Genomic DNA, 20,709 nt, shown 5'->3' with positions numbered 1-20,709 from the left:
GAAATCCCCATCCCCCCGGGCCAACGCCAAGAACTCAACTCCGACGACCGCATCTACGTAGGCGCCTGGACCCGCCTAGTCCTCCGCAAAGCCACACCAGAGGAACAGGCCGGCCAGGCCTAGCGTAGGTGGCGGTCTAGCCAGTCGATCATGGTTTGGTTCCAGAGGCGGGCGTTGGCCGGCTTCAGGATCATGTGGCCTTCGTCGGGGAAGGACAGGTAGGCCGACTCGACGCCGCGGCGTTGGAGGTCGGCGAAGAGGTGGTTGCCCTGGCTGGTCGGGACTCGCTGGTCCTGACCGCCGTGGGTGACGAGGATCGGTGTGGTGATGTTCTTGAGGTACTGGGACGGGGAGCGCTCGGCGTAGCGCTCCGGGCGGTCCTCGGGGGTACCGAACTGGCGGGCGAAGTAGCCGGAGTAGTCGGCGGTGCCCTGGAAACCGGCCAGGTGCCAGATGCCTGCGTGGCTGATCAGACAGCGGAACCGATCGGTGTGCCCGGCGATCCAGTTCACCATGTAGCCGCCGAACGAGCCCCCGATCGCCGCTGTCCGCGTGGCGTCGATATCCGGCCGCTGCTCGACCACATCGGTCAGTGCGATCACGTCGTCGTACACGGTGGCGCCCCAGCCCTGCCAGCCGCGTTCGATGAACTCCTTGCCGTAGCCGATCGACAGGGCGGGGTCTGGCAGCAGTACGGCGTACCCAGCCGCGACGAGCCACCATGGGTTCCAGCGCCAGTTCCAGCCACCAGCGGACGCGTCCGGACCGCCGTGTACCCGCAGGACCAGTGGAGCCGGCCCATCCGTGTTCGGGAGCAGCAGCCAGCCCGGAATCGTCGCACCGTCCGGCGCGGTCGCCTCTACTCGCTCGACTCGTCCGGGCAGCTCAACCTCGGACGGCATCAGCCGTACGACGTCGCCCGTGGCTAGGTCGACGCGGACCGGCGCATGCGGTGAGTCCATGTCGTGGTGGAGTGCGAACAGCGCGCTGCCGTCCGGAGCCACTTGAATGCTTGTGTAGGAACCTGCATCGGTGATGCGGGTCCGGACACCGGTCTCCAGGTCGACGCGCACGATCGGCCGGTCGCCGTGGTCGTCGGCAACGAAGTAGAGCGCACTGCTGTCCGGGGTGAAGACAGGGGTGGCCGAGTCGGACGGCCACACTGCCGGGTCGTTCACCAGGTCGCGGCGCTCCCCGGTCTCCAGATCGATCAGCACCAACGTGACCCACGGTGCGGTGTCTGGCTGTGGGTCGTCCCAGCGGGTGGCAACGACGTACCGGCTGTCCGGTGAGACGACCGGACTGTAGAACCCGGCTTCCGGGTCCTCCGCCAGCACCCGGCGATCACCCGTCGCGGTGTCGATGGCCACCAGTTGCACCAGCGGCCAATCGCCTCTGCTGACGAACCACTTGGCAATCACAGTCCGGCCGTCCGGGGCGGCGGCGTACTCGGTCTCGATCAAGGCGTTGCCGGGTGTGGGTGTGAGGTCGATGCCATTCGCCACCTGCAGACGGGTCTCGTCCGGTCCAAGTTCACTGCCCCAGACGCGCACTGGTGAGCTGGTGTGCAGGATGCCGCTGGTTTTGCGCTCCTTGCGCTGTGCCTCGTCGTCGGCCGCGTCCTTCGACCCCGGCAGCATCGAGGTCGCGATAACCACCGTGCTGCCGCCGATGCGGACGTCATCCGCTCCACAGACCCGCTCGGCCTCACCTGCGGCCGGGAGCCGCCACAGGGCCGACTTCTCGTCGTCACGGGCAGAAACGAAGTACAGGGAGCCATCTGCGTGGAAGACCGGCTGGCTCTCACCACCGGCCGATCTGGTCAGGCGCTGCGGCTCGGTGGCACCGGTGGGGTCGAGCTCCCAGAGCGCACTGATCAGTTTGCCGCTCGCATCGTCGTACTGCCCGATGGCCGCGACCAGACGGGAACCGTCGGGCGCGAGAGCGAGAGCGGAGGGACGTGGCAGGGCGAGGAAGCGGTCGAAGTCCACGGCCGACCGTACCTCTTGGCCAGTCCATCAGAAGGTGGCTGTGAGGCCGCCGTCTACGGCGATGGTTTGGCCGGTGATGAAGGACGCGGAGTCGCCGGCGAGGAAGACGACGACGCCGGCGATCTCCTCAGGGCGGCCCCACCGGCCGAGGGCGGTTCGGGTCCGTAGCCATTCGGACCACTGCGGGTCCTGAGCGAGGCCGGCGTTCACCTCGGTGGCGAAGGTGCCGGGCGCGACCGAGTTGACGGTGATGCCGTGCGGCCCGAGATCTGCGGCGAGCGCTCTGGTCAGGCCGTCCAGTCCGGCCTTGGCGACGGGGTAGGCGACGTCGCCTACCCGGCCGAGCTGTCCCAGCACCGATGACACGTTGATGATCCGCCCCGGCCTGCCGGCCCGTACCAGCTGCTGGGCGACCTGCCGGCTCAGCGCGTACGCCGAGGTGAGGTGGACGTCGAGTAGTCGGGTCAGGTCGGCCGGGTCCAGTACGTCGAAGCCTCGCCGGTCGCGGTGCCCGACATTGTTGACGAGGATATCGAGCCGGCCGAGCTCGGCGACCCTCTCGCCGGCCGTCCGGTCGGTCACGTCGAACGGCGCGGAGGTGACGTCGCGGCCGTCGTCGCGGAGCCTGCCGACCGCCTGATCCAGTGCTTCCGCGTCGCGTCCGTTGAGCACGACACGGGCACCGGCTGCGGCCAGACCGCGGGCCATCTCCAGACCGAGGCCGCGCACCGAGCCCGTGACGAGTGCAGTCCGTCCGGTCAGCGAGAAGCTCATACTGACACCCCCTTCTACTGAAACGATCGTGTCAGTAGAAGTCTAGCGATCAACGGCTTTCCAGGCGGCGGCCGGGCGGAGGCAGAGCCACTCGATCAGCAGCGAGCCCACCACGATCGGGATCGCCCAGGTCCAGGGGCGATCGGGGATGCTGGTGATCGCGATGGCGGTCCAGACGGCGATCCAGGCGCCGCCGTACCCGCGGAGTACTCCGCGGTACCAGAGGCCGCCGGGTGACTCGGCGGCCCGCTGGCCCAGATAGACGAACAGGTAGGTGGCGAGGGCTACCGGCCAGAAGAACCACAGGCGCTTCCAGTCGTAGGGGACCATCACCAAGGCGCTCAGGCAGACCACGGCGATCACCCAGTGGTAGACCTCGCCGACCCAGTTCAGCCGGCGTCTCCGCAGCGTCATCACAATGGCCGGGATTCCCAGCAGTACTGCCAGGATCCCGGCCCCCACGTGCACGATCAGCGCGATATCTCGCACCGGACACTCCCTGACATGTCAGGGAGCATAGGGCGGGCTCACGCCTCCGGGAAGGACAGGACCCGTCGTACGGCGAAGTTTCGGTAACCGCCGCGTTCGAACGCCTTGGCCATCGGCACGTTGCCGAAATCGGTGTCGGCGCGGATCTGCTCGGCCCCGGTCTCGGCCAGCAGGTGGGTGATCTCGGCGAGCAGATCGTCGATGTACCCGTGGCCGCGGTGCTCCGGGAGGACTCCGAGGTACCCGACGACCGGTCCGCCGTTGTTCTTCGACGGGATCGCGAACCCGATCAGTTTCCCCTCGGCGTCGTACCCGAAGCGCCACCATCGGCGGTCACCGACCAGCATGGTCTGGTACAGCGCGACCTCCTCACGGGCAGCCGCTTCGGCACCGAGCCGGGCGACGTCGCGTGCGGTTGCCGCGTCCAGACTGCCTGCGCTGACGCGCATGAACATGTCCACGAAGGCGTCGTCGTCGGCTGGCTCGAAGTGCAGCCGGGTCGATCGCGGCGGCAGCCCGTATTCCGCCAGCCACTCGTAGCGCAGCCGGTCGGTGATTGCAGTCCAGCCGGCCGCAGCGCCCGCCTTCACCCGCGGCTCGAGCGCTGCCACGACGGCGGCGTCGGACTCCCAGTCACCGTCGAGGAAGAAGTGGTACTCCGGCGGCTCGGCGTCGGCCGGCCGGCTCGCCATACCGTGTTTGATCAGCTCGGTCCACGTCGGGACCGGGTCGCCGTCGCCGGCGTAGTACAGGCCGTCGATGCTGTACGGATAGGCATCGTCGCTGCCGCCCCACCAGATGGCCAGGGCCTGGATGACGCCGTTCTCCTCGACGACCCAGGTCCAGTCATGCCTGTAGTGGCCGGTCTCGAGGTAGTCGTTGTAGCGGTCGAGCGTGACGGTGTTGACCGTCTGCTGCTGCTCGATGAGAGTGCGGATGGTGTCGAGGTCGGTCTCGACGGTGTTGCGAATACTCACGGTTCCTCCAGCAGGAGGCGCGCCGCTCCGCTCAGTGCGAGCTGTGATCGCGGGCAGGTCGCGCCGGAATACCAAACAGGGTGATCATCGGTCGCTCCTTCCGCTTGGGGCCCTCTTCTACGGGCAACTGGTCTCGCCGCCGCAGACTCTAGGTGCCGCTGGGGTCATAGTCCAACTGTTATTCATACCTGGGATGTGCGGGCGTTCCCCACGCCGGGCAGCCTCCCAGCCATGAGAACCCTCATCACCGCCCTCGCCCTCACCGTCGCGACCACAGTCGCCCCCACCACGGCGTACGCCGCAATCCCGACCTGCGCGCTGAGTTCGCTGCCCTCGCAGGCCTCGGACACCCTCGACCTCATCCATTCCGGCGGGCCGTTCCCCTACCGCCAGGACGGCACGGTCTTCCAGAACCGGGAAGGCATCCTGCCGAGCCAGTCCACCGGCTACTACCGCGAGTACACCGTCAAGACGCCCGGCTCCTCCGACCGCGGAGCCCGCCGCCTGGTCGGTGGCGGCTCACCGGTCACCGACCCGGCCTACGTCTACTACACCGCCGACCACTACGCGTCGTTCTGCAAGGTCACCTAAGCAAAAGCGGTCCCGGGCCGAAGCCCGGGACCGCTCTGGTCTTGCTGAACTTCAGTGGATCAGAAGTCCATGCCGCCCATGTCGGGCGCGCCACCCGGAGCGGCCGAAGCCTTCTCCGGCTTGTCGGCGATGACGGCCTCGGTGGTGAGGAACAGGGCCGCGATCGAGGCTGCGTTCTGCAGCGCCGAGCGCGTCACCTTGGCCGGGTCGATGATGCCGGTGGCGATCAGGTCGACGTACTCACCGGTCGCGGCGTTCAGGCCGTGTCCCGGCTCGAGGTTGCGAACCTTCTCCACCACGACGCCGCCCTCGAGGCCGGCGTTCACCGAGATCTGCTTCAGCGGGGCCTCGACCGCGGACCGCACGATCGCGGCACCGGTGGCCTCGTCACCCTCGAGCTCCAGCTTCTCGAACGCGATCACCGAAGCCTGCAGCAGCGCGACGCCACCACCGGCGACGATGCCCTCTTCGACGGCGGCCTTCGCGTTGCGAACGGCGTCCTCGATGCGGTGCTTGCGCTCCTTCAGCTCGACCTCGGTGGCCGCGCCGACCTTGATCACCGCAACGCCGCCGGCCAGCTTGGCCAGCCGCTCCTGCAGCTTCTCGCGGTCGTAGTCGGAGTCGGACTTCTCGATCTCGGCGCGGATCTGGTTGACCCGGCCACCGATCTGGTCCGCGTCACCCTCGCCCTCGACGATGGTCGTCTCGTCCTTGGTGACGACGATCTTGCGGGCCTGGCCGAGCAGCTCCAGGTCGACGGTGTCGAGCTTGAGGCCGACCTCCTCGGAGATGACCTCACCGCCGGTCAGCACCGCGATGTCGACCAGCATGGCCTTGCGGCGGTCACCGAAGCCCGGCGCCTTGACGGCGACGGCCTTGAAGGTGCCCTTGATCTTGTTGACGACCAGGGTCGCCAGCGCTTCGCCTTCGATGTCCTCGGCGATGATGGCCAGCGGCTTGCCGGTCTGCATGACCTTCTCCAGCACCGGGACCAGGTCCTTGATGCTCGAGATCTTGCTGTTCACGATCAGGATGTAGGGGTCGTCGAGGACCGCTTCCATCCGCTCGGTGTCGGTCACGAAGTAGGGCGAGATGTAGCCCTTGTCGAAGCGCATACCCTCGGTGAGCTCGAGCTCGAGGCCGAAGGTGTTGCTCTCCTCGACGGTGATGACACCTTCCTTGCCGACCTTGTCCATCGCCTCGGCGATGATCGAGCCGACCTGGGTGTCGGCGGCCGAGATGGACGCCGTCGCCGCGATCTGCTCCCGGGTCTCGACCGGCTTGGCCAGTGCCAGCAGCTGCTCGCTGATGGCCTCGACCGCCTTCTCGATCCCCTTCTTCAGACCCATCGGGTTGGCGCCGGCGGCCACGTTGCGCAGACCCTCGCGCACGAGCGCCTGAGCCAGCACGGTGGCCGTCGTGGTGCCGTCACCCGCGACGTCGTCGGTCTTCTTCGCGACCTCCTTGACGAGCTCGGCCCCGATCTTCTCGTACGGGTCCTCGAGCTCGATCTCCTTGGCGATCGAGACGCCGTCGTTGGTGATCGTGGGGGCGCCCCACTTCTTCTCCAGGACGACGTTGCGGCCCTTCGGGCCGAGCGTCACCTTCACGGCATCGGCGAGGGTGTTCATACCCCGCTCGAGGCCACGGCGCGCCTCTTCATTGAACGCAATAAGCTTGGGCATTCTCCGCGAGTCCTCCCGCGTCGAGTCTTTGTGGATCAGCCGGCCAGATGCCCGCGACGGACGGCACCGGAGTCGTGGCGCTCATGTCCCGCCCCGCTCCCGGCACCTCATCAGGGCCGTCTTCGTTCTCATTCCGCGGGCGCGAGCCTTATCACTCTCACCCATGGAGTGCTAACCAAGTATTAGCACTCGACCCAAGCGAGTGCAAGCCGACCCTGCCCCGTCACACCAAGTCCTAGCGCTCAGCGCCGGGTGTGTCCCGCTGCTGGCTCTGGCCGCCTGTGGTGGGCCGGCTCGGCAAGTCTGCTGACGAGCCGGCACCGGAGCCTGCTGGGACCAGACCGGAGGTTGCGGCCCGTTGCGCGTTCCAGGTGGCCTCATCGATGCCGTCCGGGCGAGCAGGTGCAGCCAGGTTCGCCGCCAGGCGGGTGTCGATGCGTTGCGACGTGTCCTGGCCGCGGTTGCTGGACTCAGGAGCAGGGCGCTCGCCCTCCCGCCGTACGGCGCGCTCGACAGCCTCACGGACCTTCGGCTCGAGCGGTGGCAGTGACGGGTCGCGGTTGTCGAGCAGACGGTCGGCTGTCTGGGTCAGGTACTCGTGGGCTTCCGGCGTGGGTGGCCTGTCGCGCTCGTCGAGGATGGCCTGCTTGACGGCCGGCTCCTGCTCCCAGTTGCCGTCGGCGTCGCGATGGTTCTCGTAAAGGACGTTGCCGTCGCGATCCACGACGTAGATGTCGTCGACCAGTCCCTCGGACTCGAGCGCCTGCGCAGTGTCGGGCATCTCGTTGTAGAACTGGTCGTGCAGGTCAGGGTCGAGCCAGCGGCCGCCGCCCTCGTTGTCCACGCCGTTCTGATAGCGCTCCGCGAGCCCGATCGTGCTGTTCGCATGGTTGGTCGCGACATACGCGACGCTCACGCGATAGCCCTGCTCCTTGAACCCGTTCACCCACTGCTTGGCCCACTCCTCCCGCGCCAGCGGATGGCTGGCCAGTACGTCGTACTGCGGCTCACCCTCGCGCAGGTGCTTCATGCTCGCCCAGTGGAGCTCGGACTTGTCGCCGTTGTTAAGGGCCTTGCTCGCCATGTCGTGGCCCTCGATGCCGTGCTCACGCCGCAGCGCGTCGTACCGCGGGTGGACGGCCGCGTTGTCGTCACCGTCGTACGACGCGACGTGGTCCGGGCCGAGTGCGGCGTGCACGAGTCGCTGGGTGGTCGTCTTGCCGGCAGCCGGCTGTCCACCGAGCAGCATCGCGCGCGGCTGCACGCCTGGCGCGCGATTCGGAGGGTTGCGTGGGGTGAGCTGCGCGAGGCGGTCGGCGAACGCCCGCTGCTTCTCCTCAGGCGTCAGGTCTGCGCTCACGCTCATGCGTCGAGCTCCGCCCGCAGCGCCTGTACTCGACCGGGCACTGCCTGCAGGATGTCCTGCCGCTCAGCCGGCGACATCACAGCCAGCCGCTGCACCGCGTCGTCACACCGATGCGCCTCCGCGCGAAGCGCGTCCCGGCGCTGTACGTCGGCCTGTCGCTCGCTCAGCTCGCGGTAGCAGGAGCCGAGCGACTGCAGGTAGCCCTTCACCCGCTCCAACTCGTGCCGCTCGTCGTGCGACAGCGGTCCGACGTGCCGGCCCGTCAATGCGTCGGTCAGATGCTCCCCAGTAGCCACCAGCCCATCATATTCAGTGGTCTAGCTGGGCGATCAGGTATTTCGGGGCAGTCAACCGCCAGGCCTCGGTGAGTAGCTCGCCTACCTCGTCCTCGTCGGCGACGGCCAGTGTCACGTCCAGCCACGCGAACCGGCCACTCTCCCAGGACGGTGAGTAGACCTCTGGGCTCTCAGCGATGAGGGCCTCCTGCTCTTCGCGGAAGGCCTTCACGATCAGCCGGGTCTCGTCCTCGGACAGGTACGCGAAACCCTTCTTGCGCACCTTGAACGCGGGCTGCCCGGCCCAGCCCTCGTGTTCCTCGGCCCCGGGCAGCCCCCGCACCAGCTTCAGCACCACCTGCGCATCCATGCCACCAACGCTAAGCAGCACCACCGACAGTTCTCAGCGGGCAACCGTCACCGTCACCGGCGAGCCGTTCGGCAGCATCGTGCCGGGCGCCGGCGACACGGCCAGCAGCGACCCCTTGGGCATACCTGGGTCGGCCTTTGTCACTACCTTCCCCTTGAACCCGGCGCTCCGGAGCACTGCCAAGTACTTGTCGGTCGAGGTCTCCGGATCGAGCGAGCGGAAGCCCGGTACGCCGATCGCGTCCTGCACGAACCAGATCTGCCCGAGCAGTTTGTCGACCTCGGCGGCACTGGTCGACGACTCCGCCCGGATCCATACGTTCCGGGAGGGGATCAGCACGGCCCCGGCACAGACCGGGTTCCCCGTCTCGCGCGTCTTGCAGACCGTCCGCTGCCGTTGAGCCTGCACGCCGTGCAGTTCGAAGGTCTGCTCGGCCTTGAACTCGAACGCCGGCTTGGAGTCGATCTGCACGCTCTCGACGCCGTCCGGCAGCGGAGTGAAGCAGGCGGGCTGTGGCCCGGGGTCCACGATGACGGTGTCCTTCGACGGAGAACCGCACTTCAGCTGGTTGGGCGGCCAGTCCTTCGGCACCGCAATCGCGGTGTGCCCTACGCCAACCAGACGTAGACCTTCCGGGACGACCGCAGTCGGCGTCGCAGCGGCCACTGGTGGCTGCTCGAGCGGACTGGTGCCGTTGTTGGTCAGCATGGTGGAGGCGCCGATGACAGCGGCCACGGCGAGCGCCGTACCGGCTGCGGACCAGACTGCGGTACGACGGCGTCGGCGGCGGGTGGCGCCGGAGCGCATGGCGTCGATCGGGGGCGGGCTGACGGGGGTCCGCTCACCGGCTTGTTCGAGGAGCTCGGACAGTTTCGATTCGTTCATAGGATCTCTCGCAGTTCTGCCAGATGCGGGTCCTGGGCCAGTGCTTTGACGGCCCGGGACAGGCGGCTCTTCACAGTGCCGGCGGCGACGCCGAGCACGGAGGCCATCTGTTGTTCGGTCAGGTGTGCGTAGTAGCGCAGTACAACGGCTGTCCGTTGATCAGTCGGCAGCCGTTCGAGGGCACGCGTCATCAGGTCGGCGTCGTCGACACCTGCGGTCCGGTCCGGGTCGGCCTGCTCCGGCAGAGCAGCCGATGGCTTCTCGCCGGTCCAGCGGCGTCTCCGGGCCGACAGGAAGCTGTTGACCAGCATCCGGTGCACGTAGGCGTCCCGGTCGTCCACCGCGCTGACCCGCTTCCACTTCACCAGGCACCGCTCCAGCACTGTCTGGACCAGGTCCTCGGCCTCGGGATGCGAGCACCCCAGCAGCACCGCGGACCGCACCAGCACCTGCCAGCGCGCCGCCACGTACTCGGTGAAGTCGTCCATTCCGTACCCCTCAGTCGGCGTCCCTCACCGTAAAGACAGCCTGGGCCACCCGTCAGGTTCCACGAAAGTAGTCAGGGTGTCCGACCAGGGTCCCCGGGGTCGGCTCAGGGGCCACTCGGTACCGATCCTGATGTGGTGGAGGGTCTCCAGACGGGAGAGTAGAGCCATGACGAACTCCAACGCACCGTTCTCGAACCTGTCCGGCAAGACCCTGCGTCGCTCCAGCTCCCAGCGGATGCTGTCCGGTGTCTCCGGCGGTCTCGCCGAGTACCTGAACATCGACGTCACCCTGGTCCGCCTCGGCATCGTCGGCCTCACCATCATCACCGGCGGCACCGCCATCCTCGGCTACGCCATCGCCTGGATCGTGATGCCCGAGTCCGACGGCAAGGCCGCCTGGCAGAACGTCCAGCACTCCGCCAACCACCAGACCCAGACCCCCGAGGCCGACATCGCCTCCCGCATCTACGACGACGCCCCCAAGCCTCCGGCTGCCTGACCTCGTCCTGTCACACTCTGCCTTGTGCAGAGTGCTCAAGAGATCACCAGGTGCCCCGAGTGCGGACATCAGATCCGTGTCGACCGGCGCTACGTGACCTGGTGCGAGAAATGCGACTGGAACGTCGATCCGACGCCGTTGCTCGACCTGACCCCCGCCTGGCGGCTCAGAGTCGAGCAACGGCTGGTCGACTCGCTCTACCGCGAACTCGAGCAAGGCGCGATCCAGCGCACCGGCTGGGACGCTGCGCGGATCGCCGCCAACCTGCTCTCCGTACTGATCCTCCTGCTGCCGCTCACTGCGTTCCTGACCGGCATTGCACTCTTGGTCTTCTACCGGCCCTTGTGGTTCAGCATCATCCTGGCGCTGCTCGCTCTGACCACCGCCTTCGTCTTCCGGCCCCGAGCCGCCCAGCTGGACGACCACCAGCTCCTCCACCGCGAGCAGGCGCCCGCCCTGTTCGCCGTACTGGACGAGGTCGCCGCCGCCGTCGGCGCCCGGCCCGCTACGGCCGTCGCAGTCACCGACGAGGCCAACATCTGGTACTCCCAGGTGGGCTGGCGCTTCCGACCGGTCATCGGTATCGGTCTGCCGCTCTGGATCGGGCTACACCCCCAAGAGCGGGTGGCCATCCTGGCCCACGAGTTCGGCCATGGCCGCCACGGCGACGCGCGAAGCGGCTGGCTGATCGGCAACGCGCACAGCGTCCTTGACGGACTGCATGAGACCTTCAGTGAGAGCCCTCTTGATGAGGCACGCCGCGAGTGGGGTGCCGAGGAGCTCAGCGGCGGGACCCTCTTCAGCCGGATGGTCAACGCAACAGTTGGCGCGGTTGTGCGTGGCCTGAGCGCCGTACTCAACCGCCTTGAGCTGCGTAGTGGCCAGCGCAACGAATATCTCGCCGATCGCCGCGCAGGTGAGGTCGCCGGCTCTGAAGCCGCTGCACACGCGTTGGAGCGCACGCTGCTGGCTGACACCTCGTACGACGCGATGCTCCGAGCGCTGCGGTTCCCGGGCGAGCTGGCGCCGCTGGAGGCCGTACGGCGCGCTGTGACCGAGGTGCCTGCCCGAGAGATCGAGCGACGGCTGCGAGTGAGCCGGGTACACGGGACTCGCACCGACGCCACGCATCCGCCGACCCATCTGCGGACCAAGCTGCTTCGGACCCGCCCGGCGACCTCAGCACGTGTCGTCCTCGGCACTGACCAGGCACGCGCCATCGACCGGGAGCTGATGGAGCCTGCGGAGCAGGTGCTGCTCGAGGTGAAGGCCGAGCTCTAGCTGGACAGCGAGGCGGCCTTCAGAGTGGCTGCTGCGATGTCGGGGTGGTCGGCGAAGATGCCCTGGAGGCCGAGGGACGCGAAGCGGGACAGTTCGGTGCGGAAGTCGGTGTTGGTGGGCAGGAAGCGGCGTTCGGCGCGGAATGTCCAGGCTTGGACTCCGAGGCCGGCGCGGTGCGCCTGGTCCACGAGGCGAGTGGGTTCGCCCAGGGCGCCGGTGGGAGTGCGTGGGATGAGCAGGTCCTTGTGAGGGGCCAGGATCTGCGCGTACGTCGAGATCTCGCGCAGGCCGGCCGGGTCGAGCAGGTCGGTGAAGGTGCGGCCGTCGCCGACCCGGAGGAAGTCGTACGGCGAACTCTCGGAGTCGACGAGCTGGACGAGCGGCACCCGGGTCATGACGGCCAGGCGGCGCAGACTGGTCGGCTCGAAGGACTGGATCATGATCTCGTCGGAGCGCAGGCCCAGAGCGAGGATGCGCTCGGTGAGCAGCTCCTCCAGCGGCAGACCGAGCCGCCGGAAGTAGGTCGGGTGCTTGATCTCGGGGATCACCCCGATGGTCCGCCCGAGCCGCAGTGACTCCTGCCGGGCCAGTGCGACCACGTCGTCGAACGTGGGGATCTCCTCGGTGCAGTCGTAGGCCGTGTTGGCCGACCGGAGCCCAGGCATCCGCTCGCGGGCCCGCAGCATCCGCAGTTCGGCGTAGGTGAAGTCCTCGGCGAACCAGCCGGTGACCGCCTCACCGTCGACGATCTTGGTGATCCGCCGGTCGGCGAAGACCGGGTGCTCCCCGACGTCCGTCGTACCGGAGATCTCGTTCTCGTGGCGGCAGACCAGGACGCCGTCCAGCGTGGCGACCAGGTCCGGTTCCAGGTAGTCGGCCCCCTGGGCCGCAGCCAGGCGGTACGCCGCCGGCGTGTGTTCCGGACGGTACCCACTCGCTCCCCGATGCGCGATCACCAGCATGGTTCCAGGACAGGTGGCGCACATGGCTGACCGGGAACTCGTTGCCCAACGCAAGGTGAAGGTCACCGAACCGAACCACGGCCTATGCTCTCCGTCATGACCGGTCCGACAGCAGTCAAGGACCGTGCGCTGGGGCCCGACCTGGCCCGCGGACTGCTGTTGCTGTTCATCGCACTGGCCAACATTCATGGTTTCCTGCACCCACCCGGCGTCGGAGACATCCGGGCGATGCCGATCCCGGCTGCGCTGCCGGACCGGATCGTGGCGTTCCTGGAGACCACCCTGGTCGACGGACGCTCGTACACGATGTTCGCCGCCCTGTTCGGATACGGCATGGTGCAGATCGCCCGGCGTCAGACCGGCGAGTGGAAGAGCACCCGCAAGCTACTCCGTCGCCGCGCACTGTGGCTGGTGCTGCTCGGCCTCCTGCACGCTGTGCTGCTCTACTACGGCGACATCCTGACCGCCTACGGCCTCATAGCGCTCGTGCTCGTCTCGGCGATCCGGTGGAGTGATCCGCGGCTGCTGGTGTCGGCCGCGGTCCTGGCGCTGTTCGGGTCCTGGGCCTTCGCCTTCCTGTCCACTCCGAACCCACCGGACTCGGCCGCTGAGATGTACCCCTGGGCACTGGACCACAACCCGCTGCTGGGCATGGCCGGCCGGGCGTTCGCCATCGGGATCAGCGCCCCGGTGCTGGCGGTCACGGCGGCTGGTGCGGTCCTCTTCGGCATCTGGGCTGCGCGGCGCGGTCTGTACGAGCACCCGGAGCAGCACCGGCAGACACTGCGCCGGATGGTGGCCATCGGCGTACCGCTGTCGTTCCTCGGCGGCATCCCGCTCGCCCTCTACACGTCAGGGCTGCTGCCGGCTACCGACGCCAACGTCATCCCGGTGGCCGGGCTGCACGCGCTCACCGGCTTCGCCGGGGGTCCGGCGTACGCAGCTCTGATCGCACTCTGGTCACTTCGAGTACGACGTACTCCCGTGATCACCGCAATCCAGGCGACCGGCCAGCGCTCGCTGACCTGCTACCTCACGCAGTCCGTCGTCTGGACTGTTCTGTTCGCGCCGTTCCTGCTCGACCTCGGCGGATCGATGACGCTGTGGCAGTCGGTCATCCTCGCCGCCGCTACCTGGGCCTTCACTGTCTTCCTGGCCGACCTGATGCGCCGCCGGGGCCTACGCGGCCCGTTCGAGGTCCTGCTCCGCCGGCTGACCTACCGCGACCAGACTGCTCGCCAGTAGGTACTGCGCCGCGCAGTACGTCGCCATCACCAGATACGGCCGCGCACCGAAGTCATACCCGGCCAGCTCCAGCCCGATGAGCGCATCGGAGAGCAGAAACACCGCACCGCCCACTCCGGACCGCCAGCCGTTCCAGGCGCTCGTCACCGCGGTAGCGATCAGCAACAGCGAGTACGCCGCCACCTGGATCCGCACGTCACCCAGATCGGGCCAGAGCAGCGCCAGCACGCCGACCCAGAGCACGCCGTACCCCGCAACCACCACCAGCGACCGCTGTGTCGTTCGCTGGCTGAACAGCAGCACGTAACAGACATGCGCGACGCCGAACGCGGCCATGCCCGGCACCAGGTGGTCGATCTGCAGCAGGAAGTCGCCGACCAGGGACGCGGCCAGCGCGATGAGCAGCGTGACCGGACCGCCACGCAACCACACCCAGATGGCCAGAGCCGGCATCAGCAGCACCTTGGTGATCGCCTCCGACCACGGCTCGCCAATCGCGATCGTGACCAGGTGCACGACCGCGATCACGCCGTACGCGCCGAGCCAGCCAGAATCTCGCTTCATGCGTTGATGGTGCCTTGCCAGAGGGCCGATTTTAATTGGCATGCGGGTTGTCGGTGGGCGCGCCTAGCCTGAAGGAACCATGCGAAACCTCCCTCTTGCCGATCCCGGCATCCCCGATGACCGCTCGCCGGCCCGCTACCTGCTGTGGGTCGCCCGCGGGCAGGCCCGCACGCTCGCGGGCGGGATGTCGTTCGGGATCCTCTGGATGGCGTCCCAGGCGTTCATCCCGGCGGTCCTGGGCAAGGCGATCGACGAGGGGGTCGCGGCCAAGGACTGGGACAAGCTGCTGCAGTGGACCGCGGCGCTGGCCGCGATCGGCGTGCTGCAGGCGCTGGCCGGGATCATGCGGCACCGGTTCGCGGTGACGAACTGGCTGATGGCGGCGTACCGGACGGTCCAGGTGATCACCCGGAAGTCGGCCGACCTCGGGGCGACGTTGCCCAAGCACCTGGCCACCGGCGAGGTGGTCAGCGTCGGCGCCAGCGACCTGGCCTCGATCGGGACCTTGATGGAGATCGCGGCCCGGTTCGCCGGTGCGATCGTGGCGTTCGCCGTGGTCGCGACGATCCTGCTCTCGACCTCGACCACGCTCGGCCTGGTCGTGCTGATCGGCGTGCCGGTGATGTTGTTCTGCCTCGGCCCGATGCTGCGGCCGTTGCACCGGCGGCAGTCCGCTCAGCGCGAGGCGGTCGGCGAGCTGAACTCACTGGGTTCGGACATCGTGGCCGGGCTGCGGGTGCTGCGCGGGATCGGTGGCGAGGACTCCTTCTCGCAGCGGTACCGTCGCGAGTCGCAGGAGGTCCGCCACGCCGGTGTGCGGGTGGCCCGGATCCAGTCCGTGCTGGATGCGGCGCAGGTGCTGCTGCCGGGCATCTTCGTGGTGCTGGTGGTCGGCATCGGCGCCCACTTCGCGTTGCGCGGTGACCTCAGCGCCGGATCGCTGGTCGCGTTCTACGGCTATGCGACGTTCCTGGTGCTGCCGCTGCGGACCGTGACCGAGTTCGTCAACCAACTGATGCGTGGGCTGGTCGCAGGGGCCCGGGTGATCCGAGTCATCTCGCTGCGCCCCGAGATCACCGATCCGGCCAACGCCGTGCGCCTCCCCGAGCGGGGCGACCTGGTCGACCCGGTCTCAGGAGTGCGGGCACGGGACGGTCTGCTGACCGCGATCGTCGCGGCCGAGCCCGACGTGTACGGCGTGCTCGCCGATCGCCTGGGGCGGTATGACGTCGACAGCGAGGTCCGGTTCGGCGGAGTGACGCTGGCCAGCGCGACTCGGGCCGACATCCGGCAGCGGATCCTGGTCAGCGACGCCGGCTCCCAGCTGTTCACCGGCATCCTGCGCACCGAGCTGGACCCATCAGGCCGCCGTACCGAGGAGGAGCTGCTCGCAGCGATCCGGACTGCTTCGGCTGAGGACGTCTTGGTTGCCCTGGCGGACGGGCTCGACTCCGAGGTCGAGGAGAAGGGCAGATCGTTCTCAGGTGGTCAGCGGCAGCGGCTGGTGCTGGTCCGCGCGCTGCTGGCCGACCCTGCGGTGCTGGTGCTGGCCGAGCCCACCTCGGCCGTCGACGCGCACACCGAGGCGCGGATCGCCGACCGGTTGCGCGAACACCGAGCCGGCCGCAGCACCGTCGTACTGACTGCGAGCCCGCTGCTGCTGGACCGGGTCGACGAGGTCATCTTCGTCGCCGATGGCCGAGTGGTTGCTGCGGGCAAGCATCGTGACCTGCTCGCGCGCGAGCCGCAGTACCGCCGGACGGTCACCCGGCAGACCGAGCAAGAGCAGATCGACCAAGAGACGCTGGCAGAAGGGGCGCACCGATGAGGCAGATCCTGCCAGTGGCGGACGGCGCCGAGATCCGTCGGCACGCCCGCCGGATCGCCCTGCAGCATCCGCGGGCGCTGCTGATCGCGCTCGGGCTGCATGCCCTCGCCGCAGTCTCCGGGCTCGCTGCGCCCCGGCTGATCGGTGACCTGGTCCAAGACGTCCAGAACGGGACAACCGCGGCCAAGGTCAACCTGGTGATCGGGCTGATCGCTGGGTTCGTCGTCGTGCAGTCGCTGCTCACACGCTGGGCCCGCTACCGGTCGTTCGCGCTCGGCGAGCAGGTGCTGGCCGAGCTCCGCGAGGACTTCGTCGACAACGCTCTGGCGCTGCCGATCGGCACGGTCGAGCGGGCCGGCACCGGGGATCTGCTGTCACGCACCTCGCGGGACGTCGACACGCTGTCCCGGACTGTGCGCTTCGCCGTACCGGAGACGATCATCGCGTTCGTCACCGTGCTGTTCTCCCTGACGGCCACGCTGCTCGTCGGCGTCTGGGTCCTGGTCCCACTGCTCGCCATGGTGCCGGTGCTCTGGCTGAGCACCAGGTGGTACCTGCGGCGCGCCAAGGACGGCTACCTGCGGGAGAACGCGGCGTACGCCCAGATGACCAGCTCGCTCGCCGAGACGGTCGAGGGTGCGCGCACAGTCGAGGCCCTGCGGCGGTACGACGACCGCGTCCGCCGCGGTGATGATGACGCCCGCGGCTCGTACAACGCCGAGCGGTACACACTGCGGTTGCGCACCATCTGGTTCCCGGCCGTCGAGGTCGGGTATCTCGTGCCGATCGTCGGCACCCTGCTGTTCGGTGGCTGGCTGCACATCAACGGCCAGGTCACCCTCGGCGCGGTGACGGCCGGCGTGCTGTACGCGAACCAGCTGATCGACCCCGTCGACCGGCTGCTCTCCTGGATCGACGAGCTGCAGTCCGGTGGGGCCGCATTCGCCCGCCTGCTCGGCATCAGCGACGTACCGGACGACCGGACGGCGTCTGGCCGCACTCCGGACGGCGAACTGGTCGAGGCGAAGGACGTGCGGTTCTCGTACGTCGACGGCCGCGATGTGCTGCACGGTGTGGAGCTGACAGTGCAGCCGGGTGAGCGGATCGCCATGGTCGGTCCGTCCGGCGCAGGGAAGTCCACACTGGGCCGGCTGGTCGCCGGGATCCATCCGCCACGCACTGGCTCTGTCACGGTCGGCGGTGTCGGGATGACCGAGCTACCGCTGGATGAGCTACGCAGACAGGTCGCACTGGTGACACAGGAGCACCACGTCTTCGTCGGCACGTTGCGCGACAACCTGTCGATGGCGCGCCCGGCAGCAACTGACACCGAGCTGTACGACGCGCTTGCGGCAGTCGACGCGCGTGAGTGGGCCGAGGCGTTGCCGGAGGGACTCGACACCCGCGTCGGGTCCGGTCAGCTCGCACTGACGCCTGCCCAGGCACAGCAATTGGCGCTGGCCCGCCTGGTGCTGGCCGACCCGCACACGCTGGTCCTGGACGAGGCGACCTCGCTGATCGACCCGCGTGCAGCCCGGCACATGGAGCGCTCGCTGGCCGCAGTCCTTGAGGGCCGCACCGTGATTGCCATCGCCCACCGGCTCTACACCGCTCACGACGCCGACCGGGTCGCCGTCGTGGAGGACGGCCGGATCACCGAGCTCGGCAGCCACGACGAGCTGGTCGAGCGTCAGGGTTCCTACGCCAAGCTGTGGAAGCCTGGCACGGCTGATACGCAGTAGCCCCGCACAGTCACCTCTGACCGTGCGGGGCCACTGCCCTTTCAGCGTTTGCGCAGTACTAGGACTGCGGAGTCGACATGTGGAGGAGGGGTAAAGGCCTTACGGGGAAGGCGAAGCCCGAGAGACGGCTCGTAGTGCCGGAACCAGCGCTGTGCGCCCGGTGCCTCGCCGCGGACATAGCGGTTCACCACCTGCCGCTGCAGCACCAGATCCGCCGACACCAACCGAGAACCCGGTGCCAGCAAGCGCTTCAGCAACGCGGTCGACAGCGTGTACGGCGGACTCGACACCACCCGGAACGGCCGGGACGGCAACCGCAGGTCACCGGCATCGGCACGAACCACTGTGACCGGCTCGTCCGCGAACCGCCGGCGCAGCCGATCGGCACGCCCCGGATGCAGTTCGACCGCGATCACCCGGGCACCGGCCCGAACCAGCGGTCCGGTCAGTGCACCGAGTCCGGCTCCGACGTCGAGGATCAGCTCGCCAGGGGTAACCCCGGCAGCATCCACTACTCGTTGAGCCCACCGGCTATCGAGCGGATGCCATCCCCAGGCACCCCGCGCCTGCCCGGAGCCGGGCACGACGGACCATCACAAAGTACGTAGTCATGCGGTCGACCCTAGACCGCTGTACTCGTTGTGCTCAAAGTATTTTTGGAGTTGCTCCCAGCGACAGCACGGTCTGGTCGGTCCGCCGCCGCGCGAGTTCCAGCCGGGCACGCTTCGCGGCAACCAGGCCCGGCTTCGCAAGCTCCCGCCGTACGTCGAGAACTCGGACCGGCAACGTGTCGGTCATCAGCAGCGGCGCATACCCGGCCTGCTCGGTGGTCCACTTGTCGCCGTCTCGCTTGAAACTGAAGCGGGCCAGCAGGCCCTCCGCCCGGGTGCTGTTCGGCTGGCGATGAGCCGCGACCAGATTGCCGAGCCCGTACGCGACCCACTTGCCGTTGTGCTGCTCCATCGGCTGGACGACATGTGCGTGATGCCCGATGATCAGGTCAATGTTGCTATCGGCAAGTAATTGTGGTGCGAGTTCACGCTGCTGGTCGTTGATCTTCGCCGAGTACTCAGTCCCCCAGTGGCAGCTCACCACTACGATCTCGGCTCCACGATCCCGAGCCTCCTTCGCCATCCGGCTGATCGCGGCGGCGTCGAGCTTGCCGGCGCGCCAGGTCTGACCGCTCGGGTACGGCAGGCCGTTGAAACCGAAGGTGTACGAGAGCGACGCGATCTTCACGCCGCGGACCTCGATGATCGTCGGAGTCTCGGCTTCCTTACGGCTCCGCGCCATGCCCGCTGTGCGGAGACCGGCCTTCTCCAAGGTGTTCAGCGTCCGGTCGACACCGGCCGCGCCGCCGTCGAAGCTGTGGTTGCTGGCCGTCGTGCAGAGGTCGTAGCCGGTTTGCTTCAGGGCGGTGGCGATCTGCGGTGGGCCGAGGAACAACGGGTAGCCCTTGTAGGGGCCACCCATCGGAGCCAGCGGCGTCTCGAGGTGCGCGATCGCGAGATCGGCTTGCTGCACATGCGGTTTCACGCCGGCCAGCAACGGCGCGAAGTCCCATGCGCCGCCACGGCCGTCACGGCGGGCTGTTGTCCACAACCGTTCGTGCAGGAGAACGTCGCCGGTGGAAACAATCGAGATCCGGTCCGGGCGGGAACCGGAATCTTCGGTCGTGGTCGGCGGACCGATCGATCCAGCATCCGATGGCTTGCTGGGCGAACTCAGCCCGACATCGGCACAACCGCCGACAACGCTCGCCCCCGCGCCGGCCAGCAGTGCGCCCAGCACCGCACGCCGTCGTACCGCCATCACAGCCCCCAAGGTTCGGTGTCCATCACTCAACGGACGGCGTCCCGCGCACTTGAGTTCGCCCGGTAACCCGATCGTGTCCTTGCGGGTACCGTTTGCAGCCAAGAGATCACGGAGCGAGGACGTAGGCGATGGTTGAGCTGAAGACACCGGCGGAGATCGAGGCGATGCGTGCAGCCGGACGGGTCGTCGGCAGCGCACTGGCCGCGGTGAAGAAGGAGGCTGCGGTCGGGGTCACGCTGCGCGAGCTCGACGAGGTGGCGCGAGACGTGCTCCGCGCGGCCGGTGCCGTGTCCCTGTTCGATGGCTATCAGCCCGGGTTCGCGACCAGCCCGTTCTCAGGCGTGATCTGTACGTCGGTCAACGACGCCGTCCTGCACGGACTTCCATCGAACCTCAAGCTCGCCGACGGTGACCTACTGAACGTCGACTGCGGCGCCTCGGTCGATGGCTGGTGCGGGGACGCGGCAACCAGTTTCTGCGTCGGTACGCCACGACCGGAGGACCTAGAACTCATCGAGATCACCGAGCGCGCCTTGGCGGCCGGTATCGCAGCCGCCGTCCCAGGCAGTCGGCTCGGTGACGTCGGTGCCGCGATCGGCCGGATCGGCAAGGAGGCCGGCATCGGCACCAACCTCGACTTCGGTGGCCACGGCATCGGCCGCCGCATGCACGAGGAACCCCACGTCCCGAATGGCGGCCGCCCCGGCCGCGGCTTCAAACTCCAGGTCGGGCACACGTTCGCGATCGAACCCTGGTTCTGGTCCGGCCCCGGCAACGCCTACATCATCGACCCCGACGGCTGGACCCTCCGCTCCGCCGACGGCACCCGAGGCGCCCACGCCGAACACACCATCGCCATCACCCCCACCGGCCCCCAAATCC

The 20,709-nt window shown here is 68.3% G+C and carries 21 protein-coding genes; 7 read left to right on the top strand and 14 right to left on the bottom strand.

All coding sequences use genetic code 11. The annotated features are described in order from the left end of the window. Window positions 1–119: 119 nt before the first annotated feature. The 4 genes from E1261_RS28700 to E1261_RS28685 are packed head-to-tail and all read right to left on the bottom strand — an operon-like array spanning window position 120 to window position 4,231. Window positions 120–1,991 carry a S9 family peptidase gene (locus tag E1261_RS28700; RefSeq protein WP_132411949.1) on the bottom strand — a complete coding sequence of 624 codons (1,872 nt, stop codon included), beginning with the start codon at window positions 1,989–1,991 and terminating at the stop codon, window positions 120–122. A gap of 27 nt (window positions 1,992–2,018) precedes the next feature. Further along, on the bottom strand, window positions 2,019–2,765 hold the full coding sequence (locus E1261_RS28695; protein ID WP_132411947.1) for an SDR family oxidoreductase: 747 nt from the start codon (window positions 2,763–2,765) through the stop codon (window positions 2,019–2,021). A 42-nt stretch (window positions 2,766–2,807) separates the two neighbouring features. Then, window positions 2,808–3,254, bottom strand: a complete 447-nt coding sequence (locus E1261_RS28690) for a hypothetical protein (protein ID WP_132411945.1) — start codon at window positions 3,252–3,254, stop codon at window positions 2,808–2,810. Between the two features lie 38 nt (window positions 3,255–3,292). Further along, complete coding sequence (locus E1261_RS28685) at window positions 3,293–4,231, bottom strand: GNAT family N-acetyltransferase (RefSeq protein WP_132411943.1); 939 nt, start codon at window positions 4,229–4,231, stop codon at window positions 3,293–3,295. A 231-nt stretch (window positions 4,232–4,462) separates the two neighbouring features. Here E1261_RS28685 and E1261_RS28680 point away from each other — a divergent pair, with 231 nt between their 5' ends. Then, window positions 4,463–4,822 carry a guanyl-specific ribonuclease gene (locus tag E1261_RS28680; protein ID WP_132411941.1) on the top strand — a complete coding sequence of 120 codons (360 nt, stop codon included), beginning with the start codon at window positions 4,463–4,465 and terminating at the stop codon, window positions 4,820–4,822. 59 nt (window positions 4,823–4,881) lie between these two features. Here E1261_RS28680 and groL read toward each other — a convergent pair whose 3' ends face one another. From groL to E1261_RS28650, 6 genes are all read right to left on the bottom strand, one after another. Continuing rightward, window positions 4,882–6,507 carry a chaperonin GroEL gene (gene groL, locus E1261_RS28675; RefSeq protein WP_132411939.1) on the bottom strand — a complete coding sequence of 542 codons (1,626 nt, stop codon included), beginning with the start codon at window positions 6,505–6,507 and terminating at the stop codon, window positions 4,882–4,884. 235 nt (window positions 6,508–6,742) lie between these two features. Next, the gene (locus tag E1261_RS28670; protein WP_132411937.1) at window positions 6,743–7,873 is read right to left on the bottom strand and encodes a zeta toxin family protein; all 1,131 of its coding nucleotides are present in this window, start codon (window positions 7,871–7,873) and stop codon (window positions 6,743–6,745) included. Further along, the gene (locus tag E1261_RS28665) at window positions 7,870–8,169 is read right to left on the bottom strand and encodes a hypothetical protein (RefSeq protein WP_132411935.1); all 300 of its coding nucleotides are present in this window, start codon (window positions 8,167–8,169) and stop codon (window positions 7,870–7,872) included. Before E1261_RS28665 ends, E1261_RS28670 begins: the two co-directional genes overlap by 4 nt. 13 nt (window positions 8,170–8,182) lie before the next feature. After that, window positions 8,183–8,518: an MmcQ/YjbR family DNA-binding protein gene (locus tag E1261_RS28660; protein WP_132411933.1), complete on the bottom strand. Its 336-nt coding sequence runs from the start codon at window positions 8,516–8,518 to the stop codon at window positions 8,183–8,185. 33 nt (window positions 8,519–8,551) lie between these two features. Further along, the gene (locus tag E1261_RS28655) at window positions 8,552–9,403 is read right to left on the bottom strand and encodes a PASTA domain-containing protein (protein WP_132411931.1); all 852 of its coding nucleotides are present in this window, start codon (window positions 9,401–9,403) and stop codon (window positions 8,552–8,554) included. Further along, complete coding sequence (locus tag E1261_RS28650) at window positions 9,400–9,891, bottom strand: SigE family RNA polymerase sigma factor (protein WP_132411929.1); 492 nt, start codon at window positions 9,889–9,891, stop codon at window positions 9,400–9,402. The genes E1261_RS28655 and E1261_RS28650 overlap by 4 nt, the downstream gene beginning before the upstream one ends. A gap of 166 nt (window positions 9,892–10,057) precedes the next feature. Here E1261_RS28650 and E1261_RS28645 point away from each other — a divergent pair, with 166 nt between their 5' ends. Both E1261_RS28645 and E1261_RS28640 read left to right on the top strand, forming a co-directional pair. After that, a complete protein-coding gene (locus E1261_RS28645) occupies window positions 10,058–10,390 on the top strand; it encodes a PspC domain-containing protein (RefSeq protein ID WP_132411927.1) in 333 nt (110 codons plus the stop codon). A 24-nt stretch (window positions 10,391–10,414) separates the two neighbouring features. After that, complete coding sequence (locus E1261_RS28640) at window positions 10,415–11,671, top strand: M48 family metallopeptidase (protein ID WP_132411925.1); 1,257 nt, start codon at window positions 10,415–10,417, stop codon at window positions 11,669–11,671. Here E1261_RS28640 and E1261_RS28635 read toward each other — a convergent pair. Continuing rightward, entirely contained in the window at window positions 11,668–12,633 is a 966-nt protein-coding gene (locus E1261_RS28635; RefSeq protein WP_132411923.1) for a glycerophosphodiester phosphodiesterase family protein, read from the bottom strand. The two genes, E1261_RS28640 and E1261_RS28635, sit on opposite strands and share 4 nt — an antisense overlap. 96 nt (window positions 12,634–12,729) lie before the next feature. Here E1261_RS28635 and E1261_RS28630 point away from each other — a divergent pair, with 96 nt between their 5' ends. Beyond that, on the top strand, window positions 12,730–13,878 hold the full coding sequence (locus E1261_RS28630) for a DUF418 domain-containing protein (protein ID WP_238176489.1): 1,149 nt from the start codon (window positions 12,730–12,732) through the stop codon (window positions 13,876–13,878). Here the strand turns inward: E1261_RS28630 and E1261_RS28625 are convergent. Further along, window positions 13,813–14,442: a lysoplasmalogenase gene (locus tag E1261_RS28625; protein WP_165952693.1), complete on the bottom strand. Its 630-nt coding sequence runs from the start codon at window positions 14,440–14,442 to the stop codon at window positions 13,813–13,815. The two genes, E1261_RS28630 and E1261_RS28625, sit on opposite strands and share 66 nt — an antisense overlap. Window positions 14,443–14,521: 79 nt before the next feature. On the opposite strand from E1261_RS28625, the gene E1261_RS28620 reads away from it, so the two are divergent. Together E1261_RS28620 and E1261_RS28615 are read left to right on the top strand one after the other, a co-directional pair. Then, a complete protein-coding gene (locus E1261_RS28620; RefSeq protein ID WP_132411917.1) occupies window positions 14,522–16,270 on the top strand; it encodes an ABC transporter ATP-binding protein in 1,749 nt (582 codons plus the stop codon). Then, on the top strand, window positions 16,267–18,012 hold the full coding sequence (locus E1261_RS28615; protein ID WP_132411915.1) for an ABC transporter ATP-binding protein: 1,746 nt from the start codon (window positions 16,267–16,269) through the stop codon (window positions 18,010–18,012). The genes E1261_RS28620 and E1261_RS28615 overlap by 4 nt, the downstream gene beginning before the upstream one ends. A gap of 41 nt (window positions 18,013–18,053) precedes the next feature. Here E1261_RS28615 and E1261_RS28610 read toward each other — a convergent pair whose 3' ends face one another. After that, entirely contained in the window at window positions 18,054–18,596 is a 543-nt protein-coding gene (locus E1261_RS28610) for an rRNA adenine N-6-methyltransferase family protein (RefSeq protein WP_132411913.1), read from the bottom strand. A gap of 61 nt (window positions 18,597–18,657) precedes the next feature. Beyond that, window positions 18,658–19,824, bottom strand: coding sequence for a CapA family protein (locus E1261_RS28605; RefSeq protein WP_132411911.1), 1,167 nt, complete (start codon window positions 19,822–19,824; stop codon window positions 18,658–18,660). Window positions 19,825–19,955: 131 nt separating this feature from the next. On the opposite strand from E1261_RS28605, the gene map reads away from it, so the two are divergent. Continuing rightward, window positions 19,956–20,709, top strand: a 754-nt coding sequence (gene map / locus E1261_RS28600) for a type I methionyl aminopeptidase (RefSeq protein WP_132411909.1), incomplete at its 3' end; no start/stop codon positions are given.

Origin of the sequence: Kribbella albertanoniae (assembly GCF_004348455.1) — a bacterium.
In the GTDB taxonomy this organism is placed as follows: Bacteria; Actinomycetota; Actinomycetes; order Propionibacteriales; family Kribbellaceae; genus Kribbella; species Kribbella albertanoniae.
The sequence above is the reverse complement of the archived record's forward strand: the minus strand, read 5'-3'. Positions and strand labels throughout refer to the sequence as shown.